The organism is Undibacter mobilis (assembly GCF_003367195.1).
Lineage (GTDB): Bacteria > Pseudomonadota > Alphaproteobacteria > Rhizobiales > Xanthobacteraceae > Pseudolabrys > Pseudolabrys mobilis.
On the sequence record NZ_QRGO01000003.1, the window covers coordinates 139,020 to 152,897 of the forward strand.

Genomic DNA, 13,878 nt, shown 5'->3' on the forward strand with positions numbered 1-13,878 from the left:
ACGGTTACTCGCTGGCGTTGCCGGCCTGTGCTGTACGGGCAATGGCTTGGGCGAGATGTTCCGACGATTGTGCGCCGGAGACCGCGAAGCGGCCGCCGAAGATGAACATGGGCACGCCCTGAATGCCAGCTTCCTTGGCGCTTTCGGCTTCCTGGGTCACGGCTTCGACATCCTGGTCGCTATCGAGCGCCGCACGGATATCCTCGGGGTCCAGCCCAATATCGGCGGCCGCCTGAACGAGCACCGCCTGGTTGGTGAGGTCGGCGCCTTCCGTGAAATACAGATCCATCAACCGCTGCTTCATGGCGCCGGCCTTGCCGATGCCGCCGGCCCAGCGGATCAGGCGATGAGCGTCAATGGTGTTGGGCTGATTCGAAATGCCGGCCGCGTTGTAGATCAGGCCCTCGGCTGCCGCTGCCGCAACGACGCGCTGGGCGATTTCTTTGTATCGGTCCGGCGAACCGAATTTGGTGGTCAGGTACTCGTTGCGCGCAATGCCTTCGCGCGGAATCCAGTCGTTGAGGAAATAAGGGCGGTAATGCACCTCGACCGGAGTGTCCGGCGACAGCGCAATTGCCTGCTCAAGCCGCTTCTTACCGATGAAGCACCACGGACAAACGATGTCGGAGACGACGTCGATTCGGACGGGCTGGGTCATGAGGTCACTCCTTGTTGGGAGTAACGTAATGATCCGGCTACTCGGCCGCAACCATGGGACTGTCCATCACGCGCTGCATCAGGCTTTGCAGCGTATCGCCGTTCTTGAACGAGGCGAGCGTGACATTGGCGGTGATGCGACCGTTCGGATTGGTCGGCGCACGCATCACGTTCTTGATCGCCGCCGCGAGGCGGCGGGCCACGATATGGCCGCTACGCAGATCGGTCTGGGTGAAGGCGACCAGCAGCGCACCATCGTCGTCATTGCAGGCGAAGTCGATGTTGCGCATCAGCTTGCTGGCGAGCCGGGCGCCGTCGAAATGGCAGCGGCGTTCATGCGCGCCCTCAAAGGTGAAACGGGCGAGGGTCAGCGCGTGGCTACGGTCGGCGGCCTCGCTGACGGCCTTGTTGAGTTCGCGCCAGAAGGATTCCGGCGTCAAAAGGCCGGTGCGCGGTTCGTACAGACCGTCGGTGTCGAGCGAATGCAGCATGCGCTTGAGCCGCGACTGCAGGGCATGGAGTCGTACCAGCGGCACCATGCGTGAGACCAGACGTTCCGGCGCTTGCCGGATGCTGTCGAGATTGGGCAGGCCGCCTTCGTAACCCTGCGGAATGTCGCCCATGACGGCGACCGGGATCTCGTGGAAGCGCGCCTCTTGTGCGAGGAAGGTCAGGAACGCCTCGATCATGCGCGGCGAGAAGCCGTCGCCAATGATGATGCCGTCGATGTCGCGCTCTTCGAGGTGGCGCGCGGCGGCTTCGACGCTAAGCGCGCCGACCATCTTGGCCTGTTCGCCTATGGCGACGCCCAGAGCGGGATAAAGCGGACCGCGTCCGGCGATCAATACCGTCGCATCGTCCAGTGGATCGCCGATGGGCAATTCCAGCATGGTGCCGCCCTGTGCGGCGAAGGTCTCGATCCGGCGCAGCACCGTCGAATGCAGCGCACGCACGCGCAGAGCCGACTGCAGGCGCCCGATCAGGCAGTCGAAGGGTGCGTCGAGATCGGCGGTCAGCGCGGTTGGGATGGCGGCGTCACGGTCGGCGTCGGCCATGGCGAGGATCGGTACGATCGGACCCTGAACGGTCGCGACCTGAAGCGCCAGCATGCGGCCGGATGCTTCGCTGACTGGCGCGCCGGGCTCGGCAATCACGATGGCGGACGGCTTGACCGACACAAAGGCGGTCGGAGCGTCGGCCCATTGGGTTTCGATGACAGGGAAAGCGCCGGCGGCGCCCAGCGCCTCGACGACAGCGGTGGCTGGCTCTTCCGAGACCACCAGCAAGGGACCTTGCAGCGACATGAGACGCAACGCCGTACTATGTTACGCAACAAACACGTCCCCGAACGCGGGCCGTGCCTAACGGATCGCAAACCATAGGCACGTGGCCCTTAACGCCGCGTCAACGACAAATAAACACTGCTAAACAAACAGGCTAGGCGGCAAGGCCACGCGGCCGGAAGGCTGCGGCAATCAGCGGGCTGCCACCCTGGCCGAGGATGGACACGGCCACGTCGGCGTTGTCGAGAGCGCTGCCGGCCAGCTTTTGCGCCATCAGACTGCCCGGCAAAGCAACGATCGTGGCCGCCGGGTCGGCCATCGAAACTTGGCTTTCCATGTCGCGGATGGTGAAGCGATATCCACCGATAGCGGCGATGCCGCCAGGGGGGCCACTGACAGTCAGAGTGCGGGCTTCTTCATCGGCGCGGCAGGTAAAGCCGGTGTCGACGAAGCCATCTTTGTCGGCGGCCAGATAAGGCTCCGGGCCATGCTCGACGCCCGGTGGGAACGCCGCTCTGGGCACCATAGCGCCGCGCACGAGGAGCGTGCCGATCTTGCTGCGCGCAGTCTCGATATCGTGCGGTGCGCCAACCGGCCCGAGCGGCATCGCCGCCGGCAGGCCATCCGTATCCCGCGGCACGGCAATGGCACCGAGTTCGCCGAAGCATGACACGTCGGTGAGCCGCGCCGGGCCGCTCCATGCGGCGGACGTATTGAGTTGCTCGGGGGAGCGCCACACGGCGACGAGACTTTTCAACACTTGCAGGCGGCCCGCTTTGGCGAGCAACGCCACAGCGGGTCCCGGCAGCACAGCTGTATTGATGGTCCCCATCTGCTCGCCGAAGGCCTTGGCATCGAAGCCGTGATGGAGCGACAGACAACCGCCGCCGAACAGCCATGGCACGATCGTGACGGCAAGGCCGGCGAAGGACGAAGGCGGGATTGCGGCCAGGATCGACATATGCGGACCGACGCCGATCTCCTGCGCCAGCGACAGCCCGCCGGCGATCAATTCGCTGTGGCTGCGCGCAACCGGCACCAAGCCGGCTGGTGTAACGTCGAGCGTCACCACGGCAACATGTTCGGCAGCCTGGCCGCCGCGCAAGGTGCGCGGCACAGTGGATGAAGTCTGTGTGTCGAAAACATCGTCGAGCGTCAGCACGCCGTCCGGCAGATCGCCGCCGAAGCCGCAGATGAAGCGGATCGGAAACAGCTCGGCGCCGACTTCGCCGGCCAGTTCGGCATGCTTGACCGCGCCGATGCGGGAAGCGGTCACGATCGCCTTGACGCCGAGCGGGCGCAGGGCGCCGAGAATTTCCTTCTGCCGCCATAGTACCGGCAGCGGCACCGCAATCATGCCGGCGCGCAGCACCGCCAGCAGGGTGATAATGGCCTCGACCGTGTTGGGAAGCTGGATTGCGACCAGCGTATCGGCCTGCAGGCCGGCGCGACAGAACTTGGCGGCGAGCGCGGAGATCGCCCGGTCGGCTTGCGCATAGGTCAGGCGGCGCGGCGCACCATCGGTAAAGGACGAGCGGTTCGGCGGATCGGCAAGCGCCAGCGCATCCGGATCATGTACCGCGGCGCGGCGGAAAAGATCGTCCAGGGTAGGGCGTCCTACCCCGGCCGTGCCCGTGTCGCTTTCGTTTGCGCCTGTCTCGTTGCGCAAGATCATCGGAATTCCAGACGGTCAGGCGCCAGAAACCGCAGGCGCCACAGGAACGCAGCACCAAAACGCCGCACCATAAAACTTTGAGAGGAACTCTTACGGCCGCTGGAACGTCACGCGCCGCTACGCCACCACGTCTCCGGCAAATAGCCGAATAATGAAGTCTGCGATGGATGGGCGATTCGGGTCCAGCGCGCCACCCATTGAACCGGGGGAAAATACAGCGGTACCACGTAGAAGCCGGACAGCAGCACGCGATCCAGCGCCCGCGTCGCGGCGACGAAGTCGTCGCGTTCCGTGGCCGCCAGCATGGCTGCAATCATGGCGTCGACGGCCTTGGATTTGACACCCATGTAATTGCGGCTGCCGTTCTGGTCGGCGGCGTCTGAGCCCCAATAGAACAACTGCTCGTTGCCTGGCGACAGCGACTGGTCCCAGCGGTATTGCATCATGTCGAAATCGAAGGCGATGCGCCGACGCTCGAATTGCGTGGCATCGATGGTGCGCACCAGCGCCTCGATACCGACGCGTTTGAGGCTGGCGCTGTAGGCCAGGCCAAGCCGCTCCTGATCGCGCGTGGTACAGACAATCTCAAAGGCGAAGGGTACGCCGGTCGTGGTGTTGACGAGCGTCTGCCCCTTGAGCGCGTAACCGGCTTCGGCAAACAAATCGAGGGCGCGGCGCAGCAGCTTGCGGTCTCGTCCCGAGCCGTCGCTCACCGGCGGCGCCCATTGCCCCGCCATGATGTCAGCGCGCACCTCGTCAGCAAAAGGCGCGAGCAGTTCCTTTTCGCGGGCATTGGCCGGCACGCCGTGCGCCGACAGATCGCAACCGTCGAAGTAAGAGGCCGTCCTCTTGTAGAGATCGAAAAAATAAGTGTGGTTGATCCATTCGAAATCGAACAGATGCAACAATGCCTCGCGCACGCGAATGTCCTTGAACAGGGCGCGCCGTGTATTGAACACGAGGCCGTCCATGCCCTTCGGCAGACCGTAAGGCAGGCCTTCCTTCACGGCTTTGCCGGTGCGTATGGCCGGGAAATCGTATGCCGTCTGCCAGCGGCCCGGGTCGGTTTCGAGTCGCAGGTCGCAATCGCCGCGTTTGAAGGCTTCGAAGTGCGTATTGCCGTCGCGGTAGTAGTCGAATTTGATGGTATCGAAATTCCACAGGCCACGGTTGATGCCGAGATCGCGGCCCCAATAGTCTTCGTTGCGGGTAAAGGTCACGCTGTCACCCGGACGCACCGCGGTGATGCGATAGGGACCGCTGCCGAGCAACGGCTCGAAGCTCGTCTCCTCGAACTTGCCCGGATCGACGGCGTGTTTGGCCAGCACGGGCATCAGGCCGAGGATCAGCGGCAATTCGCGATCATCGGCGCCGGTTAGATCGAAATGCACCGTACGTTCATTGCGGGCTTCGACCTTCGCGACCTTGTTGTAGTAAATTCCGAATAGAGGTCGGCCGTGATCGCGCAACAGGTTGAACGAGAACACCACGTCCTCGGCCGTGACCTTGCGCCCGTCGGAAAAGCGCGCCTTCTCGTTGATCGTGAAGGTGACGAAGCTGCGCCTTTCGTCGGTGACGACTTTTTCGGCGAGCAGTCCGTATAGCGTGAATGGTTCGTCATAGCCGCGCGCTAGCAGGCTCTCGATGACGTAGCCGCGGATATTGGCCGCCGGCAGGCCTTTGACGATGAAGGGGTTGAGGCTGTCGAAGGCGCCAAGCACGCCTTGCGTCAATTGGCCGCCTTTGGGCGCCTCCGGATTGACGTAGGTCGGCGCCATGAAACCGGCTGGCCATGCCGGTTCGCCATGCATGGCGACGGCGTGGGTCGCGGTGGCTGCGAAGCCGGTCCGCGGGCCAAGTCCGGTAGCGGCCGCCAATCCACCGAGCACGACGGCACGGCGCGACGGGCGAAGGCCGGTCGCAGCGGCAGTGTCGGAGGGCTGGTTGGGTTTGAGTGGAATTGTCTGGCGACTCCGCGATCGGGCCTTGTATCACAGGGGGACGGCGGGGTTGCCCGGCAAATTTTTCGCAGCAATGACGCCTTTATCGGCGCGGTGATATCGGCTATCAGGCTGCGGTCGAAGGTCACGCTCCCGCCGCATTTCGCAACGACAGAGCCGCCCAAAGGTCGCGTGGTTCAATTCGGGACGGCCCGGCCGTCAACGCAGCCGGTCGGAAACAAAGGACGGAATTTTCAATGGATCATCGGATCGCATCTGCCACGCGCCGCGCCCGCCTGACGGCGGCTGCCCTGAGCGCGGGCCTCATTGGCGCGACCCTTCTGGCGCAGCCGGTGGGGGCGCAGCAGCCCAAACCGGCCGCACCCACGGCACCGGCTCAACCTTCGGCGCCCGCCGCCGCGCCGCAGGCCGCCGCGCCGCAACTGCCGCCGCTGATGTACTCGTCGTGGGTCAAGCTGTGCCAGCAGGGCGCCGAGACGGAGAACAAGAAGGTCTGCGTCGTCCACCGCGACGGCCGCATGGAAAACGGCATGCCGGTCATCATGACCGAGCTGCTGCAGGTCGAAGGCGCCCAGGAGCGCCTGCGCGTCACGGTCCCGATGACGATCATCGTGCGCCTGGCGGAAGGCACTCATCTGGTGCTCGACAACCAGGATATGGGCACCGCGCCCTACATGGTGTGTACGCAGGTCGGCTGTCTGTCGGACTACGCGGCGAATGCCGACACCATCAAGAAACTGAAGGCCGGCAAGCAGCTCGTCGTCCAGACCTATCTGATGAACGGCCAGGTGCTGAGCATTCCGGTATCGCTCACCGATTTCGGCAAGGCCTATGACGGCCCGGCGACCGATCCGAAGGTGGTCGAAGAGCAGCAGCGCAAACTGCAGGAAGAGATGCAGAAGAAGGCCGAGGAGGCGCGCAAGAAGCTCGAAGCGCAGCAGCCGGCCGCAGCCGCGCCGGCTCCAGCGCCGGCGAAGAAGCCGTAAGGCTTCAGGCGCCATCTGCAAAATCGAAAGGCGCGAGGCCCTGAGCCTCGCGCCTTTTTTGATTCCTGTCGGAAGCCAACGAACGGAGCGGTGCTAGTTCAACAGATTGTCGAGCGGCCGGTAGTCACCGTTCTCGTCGAACTCGAACACTTCCTCGACCTGCGGATGGCGGATCGGCGTGCCGGACGTATCCGGCAGCAGGTTCTGTTCGGAGACGTAAGCGATGTACTCGGTCTCGGCGTTCTCGGCGAACAGGTGATAGAACGGCTGATCCTTGTTCGGCCGCGCATCGGCCGGGATCGCCTCCCACCATTCGTCGGTGTTGTTGAATTCCGGATCGATATCGAAGATCACGCCGCGGAACGGAAATACGCGGTGTTTGACCACCTGTCCGATCTTGAATTTGGCGGTAGCAGTCTTGCCCATAGTCGACGAGTTAGTGCTTTGCGCGCGGCTTGGCTAGCCCCCAATTCGGTGCGCCGCCCCCGCTACATGGCGTATTTTGCGGCCATTTCGGGATCTTTGGCGGCAACGAGTTTCGCCAGATCAATCAATACCTTGGCCTGTTTCCAGGTGGCGTCGTCCTGCATCTTGCCGTCGATCATGACGGCGCCGGCGCCGTCGGGCATGGCATCGACGATCTTCCGGGCGAAGGCGACCTCGGCGGGATCTGGCGAAAACACGGCTTTGGCTATGGCAATCTGGGTCGGATGCAGCGACCAGGCGCCCAGGCAGCCCATGAGGAAGGCGTTGCGGAACTGGCTCTCGCATGCGGCCTGATCCGAGAAATCGCCGAACGGGCCGTAGAACGGCTTGATGCCGGCTGCGGCGCAGGCATCGACCATGCGGCCGACGGTATAGTGCCAAAGGTCCTGCTGATAGGCCGCGCGCGGCCCGTCACCAGCGGCATCGGCCAGCACCTTGTATTCGGGGTGCCCGCCGCCAACGCGCGTCGTTTTCATGGCGCGCGAGGCGGCCAGATCGGCGGGGCCTAAGCTCATGCCGTGCATGCGCGGCGAGGCGGTCGCGATCGCCTCGACATTGTTGACGCCCTGCGCGGTTTCCAGAATGGCGTGGATCAGGATCGGCTTGGCAATTTTGTGCCGGGCCTCGAGCTGGGCGAGAAGCTGATCGAGGTAGTGGATGTCCCATGGGCCATCGACCTTCGGCAGCATGATGACATCGAGCTTGTTGCCGATGGCACCGACAATCTCAATCACGTCATCCAGCGCCCAGGGCGAGTTCAGCGCGTTGATGCGAGTCCACAGGCCGGTCGGGCCGAAGTCCACCGACTTGCCCATTTCGATGAAGCCCTTGCGGGCCGCTTCCTTGGCGTCCACTGGAATAGCGTCTTCCAGATTGCCCAGCACCACGTCGACCTGACGCGCCAGCTCCGGCACCTTGGCCCGCATTTTCTCCATATGCGGCGGTACGAAATGGATCATGCGCTCCAGCCGCACCGGGAGCTCGCGCAGCGGGCTGGGGGCGCCAATGGCCAAGGGCTGAAAGAACTGACGGGGAAGTTTCACGGCGGAGGTCCTTCCAAATCGGGCGTCTGCCGTTTAGAGCAATGCAAAGGCCGCGCCAAGTCGGATATCCACGGAGGGTGTCCGGACAGACAGCCGGGCGCCGCCGGAGCCCATGATCGAAGTCCTCAATCTTGCTCTGCCATTTTTCGGCCTGATCATCATCGGTTTCGTCTGCGGCAAGATCAAGCAGATCCCCGATACCGCGCTCGGCTGGATGAATTTCTTCATCGTCTATGTGTCGCTGCCGGCATTGTTTTATCGCATTCTGGCGCAGACGCCGCTCGAACAATTGGCGCAGGTCGATTTCATCGTCGCCACGACCTTGTCCACCTTCTGGGTGTTCGCGGTCGCCTTCGCGATTGGTATTGCCGTCACCAAAGGCCGCATCGACCAATCGACCATCGCCGGTCTCGCCGGCGCTTACGGCAATATCGGCTATATGGGCCCCGGTCTGGCACTGTCGACCTTGGGGCCGACCGCCGCGGTACCGGTGGCGCTGATCTTCTGCTTCGACACGCTGCTGCTGTTTTCGCTGGTGCCGTTCATGATGGCGATCGCCAGCCCGCAGAAGAAGAGCGTGACCTCGATCGCGCTTGAGGTCGTCAAGCGCATTGGCACCAATCCGCTGGTGATCGCAAGCGTGCTCGGCATTCTGTCGGCGGCGGTGCACTTTCAGCCGCCGGTCGCCGCCGAAAAGCTGATGTTGTTCCTGTCAAACGCCTCGGCGCCATGCGCCCTGTTTACGCTCGGCGTGACGGTGGCACTGAGGCCTTTGAAGAAGGTGCCGTGGGACATGCCGCTGCTCACCACGATCAAGCTGGTGATCCATCCGATTGTCGTGTTCCTGCTGCTGTCGGTGTTCGGCCCGTTCGATCAGATGTGGGTCGACACCGCGGTGTTGATGGCGGCGCTGCCGCCAGCGCTCAACGTGTTCGTGTTTGCGCGGCAGTACGACACCTGGGTCGAGCAGGCCTCGACCGCGGTGCTGGTTGGCACCGTTGTTTCGGTGCTGACGCTGACGACGGTGATGTGGATGGTGAAGACGGGCGCGCTGCCGCACCTGTTATTCAGATAGCGGGCGCGCGCATGCCCCCGAAAAGTGGGAACCGGCTTTCGGACAAGGTCATGCGCCCATGAAAAATACCCAGCCACTCGAAGGTCTGCTGGTTCTCGATTTCACCACGCTGCTGCCGGGGCCGCTGGCGGCTCTGATGCTGGCGGAAGCCGGCGCCGAGGTGATCAAGATCGAGCGGCCGGGCGGCGAGGACATGGCGCGGTTTCCGCCGCTGGTCGGCGGCCAAAGCGCCGTCTACGCCATGCTGAACCGCGGCAAGCAGGTGCTGACGCTCGACCTCAAGAGCGAAGCCGACCGCGCCAAGCTCAAGCCGCTGATCGCGCGCGCCGACATCGTCATCGAGCAGTTCCGGCCCGGTGTGATGGCGCGGCTCGGCCTTGGCTATGACGACATGCGCGCCATCAATCGCAAGATCATCTACTGCGCCATCTCCGGTTACGGCCAGAGCGGACCGCGCGCGCATGAAGCGGGCCACGACATCAATTATATCGGTGCGACGGGGCTGCTCGATCTGCAGCCGGGGCCCGCGAGCCAGCCGGTGCTGCCGCCGGCGCTGATCGCCGACATAGCGGGCGGCAGCTTTCCGGCCGTGATCAACATCCTGCTGGCGCTGCGCGCGCGCGATCGGAGCGGCGAGGGCGCCTTCATCGATATCGCCATGACCGATGCGATGTTCACCTTCGGCTGGTACGCGCTGGCGCTGGGGCTGGCCGGCGGACGTTTTCCGAAATCCGGCGAATTGCAGCTGGTCGGATCATCGCCGCGCTACCGGCTCTATCCGGCGAAAGACGGCAAGCTCGTCGCCTGCGGCGCGCTCGAGCAGAAGTTCTGGGAAGGGTTCTGCGCCGCCATCGGTCTGGCGCCGGAATTCATCGACGACAGGCGCGATCCGAATGCGACTGCCGAGGCGGTGGCCCAGATTGTTGCGTCACGCAGCAGCGGCGAATGGGCGCCGATTTTCGCGAAGGCCGATTGCTGCACCACCATCGTCGCGCCGCTCGAAGAGGCGTTGCGCGACCCGCATTTCGTCGAGCGCGGCCTGTTCGTCCAGCGCCTGACGCTGGGTGATGGGCGGGATATTCCGGCGCTGCCGGTGCCGGTCGATCCGCAGTTTCGCGCGAAGCCCTAAACCGCGTCGCCCCGCATCAACTTCGGACGGCCGAAGCGGGGCGCTATGCCCTCGCGCATCACGGCGCGGCGCAGCGGACCAATTTTATCGAGGGCGTAAAGCCCGGCCCCGCGCAGTCCCTGCAGCGGCAGGAAATCGCTCAGCAAAGTGCGGTTGGCGATGTCGATAACCATGCCGCGGCTCATGACGTCGCCACGCCGCGCCTTTTCGTAAGCGGTGAGCACATCCGGGCCCCCGCTATCGTGGCCTTCGTCGTTCGCCGCTGCGACCAGTTCGGCAATGGTGACGGCATCGCGCAGGCCGAGGTTCAGGCCCTGAGCACCGATCGGTGGCACCACATGCGCCGCTTCGCCGACCAGCGCGATGCGGCGTGCGCCGAAGCGCCGCGCTGTCTGCACGCTCAGCGGAAACAGCGCCCGGCCGGGCTCGACTGTCATCTTGCCGAGGATCGAATGCGCCATGCGCTCGATCTCAAGCGCCAAATCGTCATCGCTCAGTTCGGCGATCTCGTCTGCGTCGGCCGGGCGCAGCACCCAGACCAGACTGGAGCGGTTGCCCGGCAGCGGCACCAAAGTGAACGGGCCGCTTGGCGTGTGAAATTCGGTCGACGTGTCGTGGTGCGGCCGCGTGTGCGTCAGGCACACCGTGAGAGCGACCTGCTTGTAGGGTCGGTTGCTCAGTTCGATACCGGCGGCCTGTCGGCACATCGAGTTGCGGCCGTCGGCGCCGACGACGAGCGGCGCCGTGAGACGCTCGCCGCTCCTGAGCTCGACCGTGACATCATCGTCGCCCGGTTCGACGGCAAGGACCTCGTCGTCGATCAGCCGCAGGTTCGCGAGCGATCCGGCGCGCTGCTCCAGTGCATCGATCAGGACGGGGTTTTCGATGTTGTAGCCGAAGGCCTCGAGGTCGATCTCGTGCGCATTGAACTTGACCTCGGGCGCGCGCCAGAGCCGGCCGGTGGCGTCCACCAGACGCATGGTGACGAGCGGCGCAGCCTTGTCGACGCACAGCGCCCAAACGCCGAGCTTCTCCAGCGCGGTGATGGAACTGGCGAGCAGGGCGGTGGTGCGGTTGTCGGTGCGGGGCGGCCGCTTGCCGGCGAGAACAGTCGCAATGCCGGCTTGGGCCAGCGCGATCGCGGCCGTGAGCGCCGCCGGGCCGCCTCCGACCACGATGGCGGCGGGATTTCCGCTTCCGACTTTTTCCGACCCGTTTTTGTCCGGCATCAATGCAATCCTTCGGGATGGGGGCGACGTAGCACGGCGGGAGCCCGGAAACCATTCGGTATGGCCCGGATTTCGCGTAACCCGCCAATGCGCTATTGAGAGTCTTCCATGACCGAACTGTCCCGCCATCCGCTCGATCACCTCACGCCGGCCGCCGCGCGGCTCGCCGCAGTCTTCGCCCGGCCCAAGGTGCTGGCGGTGCTGTGCATCGTGGCGCTGACCGGGCTCGGCTGGCTTTATCTCGGGCTCCTGATCGGCGAGATGGGTGGGCCGGGCGCCGCGCTCGGTCCGGGCATGGCGGCGCTCGATCTGTTGCCACGCGTCTGGAACGTGCTGTGCAGCCCGACCTTCGGCGTCTCGCTGATGCCGGAAGGCGAGTGGGGCGTGAGCGGCTTCCTGCTGGTCGGCCTGATGTGGATGGCGATGACGCTGGCCATGATGCTGCCGAGCGCCGCGCCCATGATCTACACGTATGCCGAAATTGCCGACACCGCAGCGCGCAAGCACGAGAAGGTGGTGTCGCCGTTCGTATTGACGGCGGGTTACGCGGCGGTGTGGTTCGGCTTTGGCGCGACCGCGACAGTCGCCCAGTTCGCTTTAACGAAGGCGGCGCTTCTTAACCCGAGCATGGCGTCCGCGAGCGGGCTTTTCTCCGGCGCGGTATTCATCGTTGCCGGTGTCTATCAGTTCTCGTCGCTGAAGAACGCCTGTCTCATCCAGTGCCGCTCGCCGTTTCCTTTCTTCTTCACCAACTGGCAGACGACGCCGCGCGGCGTCTTCCGCCTGGGCCTCAAGCAAGGTCTGTTCTGCTTCGGCTGCTGCTGGGCGATGATGCTGGTGATGTTCGCCGTCGGCATCATGAATGTGGTCTGGATGGCCTTGCTGGGCGTGCTGATGACGGTCGAGAAGATGACCGTCACCAACCGTCTCACGCATGCCATCGGCGTCTTCGCCATCGTCGCCGGCGTCGCGTTCATTGCGACCTCGGTCGTCGCGCATTGGCCTGCGGGCGCAAATTGAGCTAACAATCGGGAAAATAGCCGGGAGTGAAATCTTGACCGAAGCCTGGACCCTCAAAGGCGAGATGACGCTGTCGTGCAATTGCACGGTGTTCTGCCCTTGCGTGCTGTCGCTCGGCGAACATCCGCCCACCGAAGGCCGCTGCCAGACATGGGCGGGCGTGCGCATCGACGAGGGGCAGTTCGAGAACGTCGATCTGTCGGGCATCAATCTCGGCCTGATGATGGACCTGCCCGGCATCATGGCGCGGGGCAACTGGACCGCGGCCTTGTTCATCGACGACAAGGCGCCGATCCAGGCGGTGAAGGGGCTGACGCGTATCTTCACCGGTCGTGTCGGCGGCACCACGCATCTCCTGTCGATTCTGGTCGGCCAGTTTCTTGGCGTGCATCAGGTGCCGATCCGCTACGAGACGCAGGGCAATACCCGCATCGTCAGCCTCGACAAATACGGCGGCGGCGCCGTGACCCCGGTGCGCGGCAAGGACAAGGATGGACTGGTTTCGATCCAGAACAGCGAATACTGGATCGGCCCGGAAGTCATCGTCGCCAAGTCCGACAAATCGCGCTTTCGCGGCTTCGGCCGCAACTGGAACCTCGGCGGCCGTTCGGCGGAAATCGTCAAGCTCGACTGGGGTAATCAGGGCTGATGGATTTCCGGCACATCGGCGCCTTCGCGATCCATGTGCTGACGGCGAGCGGCGCGGCGCTCGCGCTCGTCGCCCTGATCCTGGCGACCGGCGGCCACTGGACCGCGATGTTCGCTTGTCTGGGTGTCGCGCTGATCGTCGACGGCATCGACGGACCGCTGGCGCGGGCGTTGCGCGTCAAGGACGTGCTGCCGCGCTGGGACGGCGCGGGCCTGGATTTCGTCGTCGATTTCACGACCTATGTTTTCGTGCCGGCCTATGCGATCACCGCCAGCGGCTTGCTGCCGGACGGGCTCGGCGTTCCGGCGGCCGTGGTGATCGTTGTCACCGGCGCCTTGTATTTCGCCGACCGCACCATGAAGACCGACGACAATTACTTCCGCGGCTTTCCCGCGGTGTGGAATGTCATCGCCTTTTATCTCTATGTCCTGATGCCGCCGCCCTGGATCGCGGCCGTCACCATTGCCGCGCTGGCGGCCCTCACTTTCGTGCCGGTCCGCTTCGTGCATCCGCTGCGGGTGAAGCACTTGCGCTGGCTCAATGTCGCGCTGATGGTGGTGTGGGCCGCGCTGGCGCTGGTGACGCTGATCGCCAATCTCGCGCCCGGCCTCCCGGTCGTCGCCGGCCTGTCGGTGATCGCGCTTTACTTCCTGGGCGCCGGTTTGTTACGCCGGGCCAATTGAAC

The 13,878-nt window shown here is 64.4% G+C and carries 13 protein-coding genes; 6 read left to right on the plus strand and 7 right to left on the minus strand.

Annotated features, from left to right (window positions below; all coding sequences use genetic code 11):
• Positions 1-4: 4 nt before the first annotated feature.
• The 4 genes from DXH78_RS18120 to DXH78_RS18135 all read right to left on the minus strand — a co-directional run bounded on the left by DXH78_RS18120 (position 5) and on the right by DXH78_RS18135 (position 5,504).
• On the minus strand, positions 5-658 hold the full coding sequence (locus tag DXH78_RS18120) for a DsbA family oxidoreductase (RefSeq protein WP_115518666.1): 654 nt from the start codon (positions 656-658) through the stop codon (positions 5-7).
• A gap of 37 nt (positions 659-695) precedes the next feature.
• On the minus strand, positions 696-1,961 hold the full coding sequence (locus tag DXH78_RS18125) for a GGDEF domain-containing protein (RefSeq protein ID WP_115518667.1): 1,266 nt from the start codon (positions 1,959-1,961) through the stop codon (positions 696-698).
• Between the two features lie 133 nt (positions 1,962-2,094).
• The gene (locus DXH78_RS18130; protein ID WP_115518668.1) at positions 2,095-3,615 is read right to left on the minus strand and encodes an AMP-binding protein; all 1,521 of its coding nucleotides are present in this window, start codon (positions 3,613-3,615) and stop codon (positions 2,095-2,097) included.
• A 107-nt stretch (positions 3,616-3,722) separates the two neighbouring features.
• Positions 3,723-5,504 (minus strand): extracellular solute-binding protein, encoded by a 1,782-nt coding sequence (locus DXH78_RS18135; protein WP_430727507.1) that lies wholly within the window; start codon positions 5,502-5,504, stop codon positions 3,723-3,725.
• A 308-nt stretch (positions 5,505-5,812) separates the two neighbouring features.
• On the opposite strand from DXH78_RS18135, the gene DXH78_RS18140 reads away from it, so the two are divergent.
• Positions 5,813-6,562 (plus strand): invasion associated locus B family protein, encoded by a 750-nt coding sequence (locus DXH78_RS18140; protein WP_115518670.1) that lies wholly within the window; start codon positions 5,813-5,815, stop codon positions 6,560-6,562.
• 93 nt (positions 6,563-6,655) lie between these two features.
• Here the strand turns inward: DXH78_RS18140 and hspQ are convergent, their stop codons facing one another.
• The gene (gene hspQ, locus DXH78_RS18145) at positions 6,656-6,988 is read right to left on the minus strand and encodes a heat shock protein HspQ (RefSeq protein ID WP_115518671.1); all 333 of its coding nucleotides are present in this window, start codon (positions 6,986-6,988) and stop codon (positions 6,656-6,658) included.
• A gap of 62 nt (positions 6,989-7,050) precedes the next feature.
• Positions 7,051-8,091: an HpcH/HpaI aldolase/citrate lyase family protein gene (locus DXH78_RS18150; protein ID WP_115518672.1), complete on the minus strand. Its 1,041-nt coding sequence runs from the start codon at positions 8,089-8,091 to the stop codon at positions 7,051-7,053.
• 112 nt (positions 8,092-8,203) lie between these two features.
• Between DXH78_RS18150 and DXH78_RS18155 the strand changes: the two genes are divergently transcribed.
• Both DXH78_RS18155 and DXH78_RS18160 read left to right on the plus strand, forming a co-directional pair.
• A complete protein-coding gene (locus DXH78_RS18155; protein WP_115518673.1) occupies positions 8,204-9,166 on the plus strand; it encodes an AEC family transporter in 963 nt (320 codons plus the stop codon).
• Positions 9,167-9,224: 58 nt separating this feature from the next.
• Positions 9,225-10,295 carry a CaiB/BaiF CoA transferase family protein gene (locus DXH78_RS18160; RefSeq protein WP_115518674.1) on the plus strand — a complete coding sequence of 357 codons (1,071 nt, stop codon included), beginning with the start codon at positions 9,225-9,227 and terminating at the stop codon, positions 10,293-10,295.
• Here DXH78_RS18160 and DXH78_RS18165 read toward each other — a convergent pair.
• The gene (locus tag DXH78_RS18165; RefSeq protein WP_115518675.1) at positions 10,292-11,524 is read right to left on the minus strand and encodes a UbiH/UbiF family hydroxylase; all 1,233 of its coding nucleotides are present in this window, start codon (positions 11,522-11,524) and stop codon (positions 10,292-10,294) included. The genes DXH78_RS18160 and DXH78_RS18165 overlap by 4 nt on opposite strands.
• Before the next feature lie 108 nt (positions 11,525-11,632).
• Here DXH78_RS18165 and DXH78_RS18170 point away from each other — a divergent pair, with 108 nt between their 5' ends.
• From DXH78_RS18170 to DXH78_RS18180, 3 genes are all read left to right on the plus strand, one after another.
• On the plus strand, positions 11,633-12,544 hold the full coding sequence (locus DXH78_RS18170; protein ID WP_115518676.1) for a DUF2182 domain-containing protein: 912 nt from the start codon (positions 11,633-11,635) through the stop codon (positions 12,542-12,544).
• Positions 12,545-12,608: 64 nt separating this feature from the next.
• Entirely contained in the window at positions 12,609-13,193 is a 585-nt protein-coding gene (locus DXH78_RS18175) for a DUF1326 domain-containing protein (protein ID WP_168192894.1), read from the plus strand.
• Entirely contained in the window at positions 13,193-13,876 is a 684-nt protein-coding gene (locus DXH78_RS18180) for a CDP-alcohol phosphatidyltransferase family protein (RefSeq protein WP_115518678.1), read from the plus strand. Before DXH78_RS18175 ends, DXH78_RS18180 begins: the two co-directional genes overlap by 1 nt.
• Positions 13,877-13,878 lie beyond the last annotated feature (2 nt).

Coding starts and splice junctions, on each gene's coding strand:
- DXH78_RS18120 (WP_115518666.1), bottom strand. CDS start 658: ATGACCCAGCCCGTCCGAATCGACGTCGTCTCCGACATCGTTTGTCCG.
- DXH78_RS18125 (WP_115518667.1), bottom strand. CDS start 1,961: ATGTCGCTGCAAGGTCCCTTGCTGGTGGTCTCGGAAGAGCCAGCCACC.
- DXH78_RS18130 (WP_115518668.1), bottom strand. CDS start 3,615: ATGATCTTGCGCAACGAGACAGGCGCAAACGAAAGCGACACGGGCACG.
- DXH78_RS18140 (WP_115518670.1), top strand. CDS start 5,813: ATGGATCATCGGATCGCATCTGCCACGCGCCGCGCCCGCCTGACGGCG.
- hspQ (WP_115518671.1), bottom strand. CDS start 6,988: ATGGGCAAGACTGCTACCGCCAAATTCAAGATCGGACAGGTGGTCAAA.
- DXH78_RS18155 (WP_115518673.1), top strand. CDS start 8,204: ATGATCGAAGTCCTCAATCTTGCTCTGCCATTTTTCGGCCTGATCATC.
- DXH78_RS18160 (WP_115518674.1), top strand. CDS start 9,225: ATGAAAAATACCCAGCCACTCGAAGGTCTGCTGGTTCTCGATTTCACC.
- DXH78_RS18165 (WP_115518675.1), bottom strand. CDS start 11,524: ATGCCGGACAAAAACGGGTCGGAAAAAGTCGGAAGCGGAAATCCCGCC.
- DXH78_RS18170 (WP_115518676.1), top strand. CDS start 11,633: ATGACCGAACTGTCCCGCCATCCGCTCGATCACCTCACGCCGGCCGCC.
- DXH78_RS18175 (WP_168192894.1), top strand. CDS start 12,609: ATGACGCTGTCGTGCAATTGCACGGTGTTCTGCCCTTGCGTGCTGTCG.
- DXH78_RS18180 (WP_115518678.1), top strand. CDS start 13,193: ATGGATTTCCGGCACATCGGCGCCTTCGCGATCCATGTGCTGACGGCG.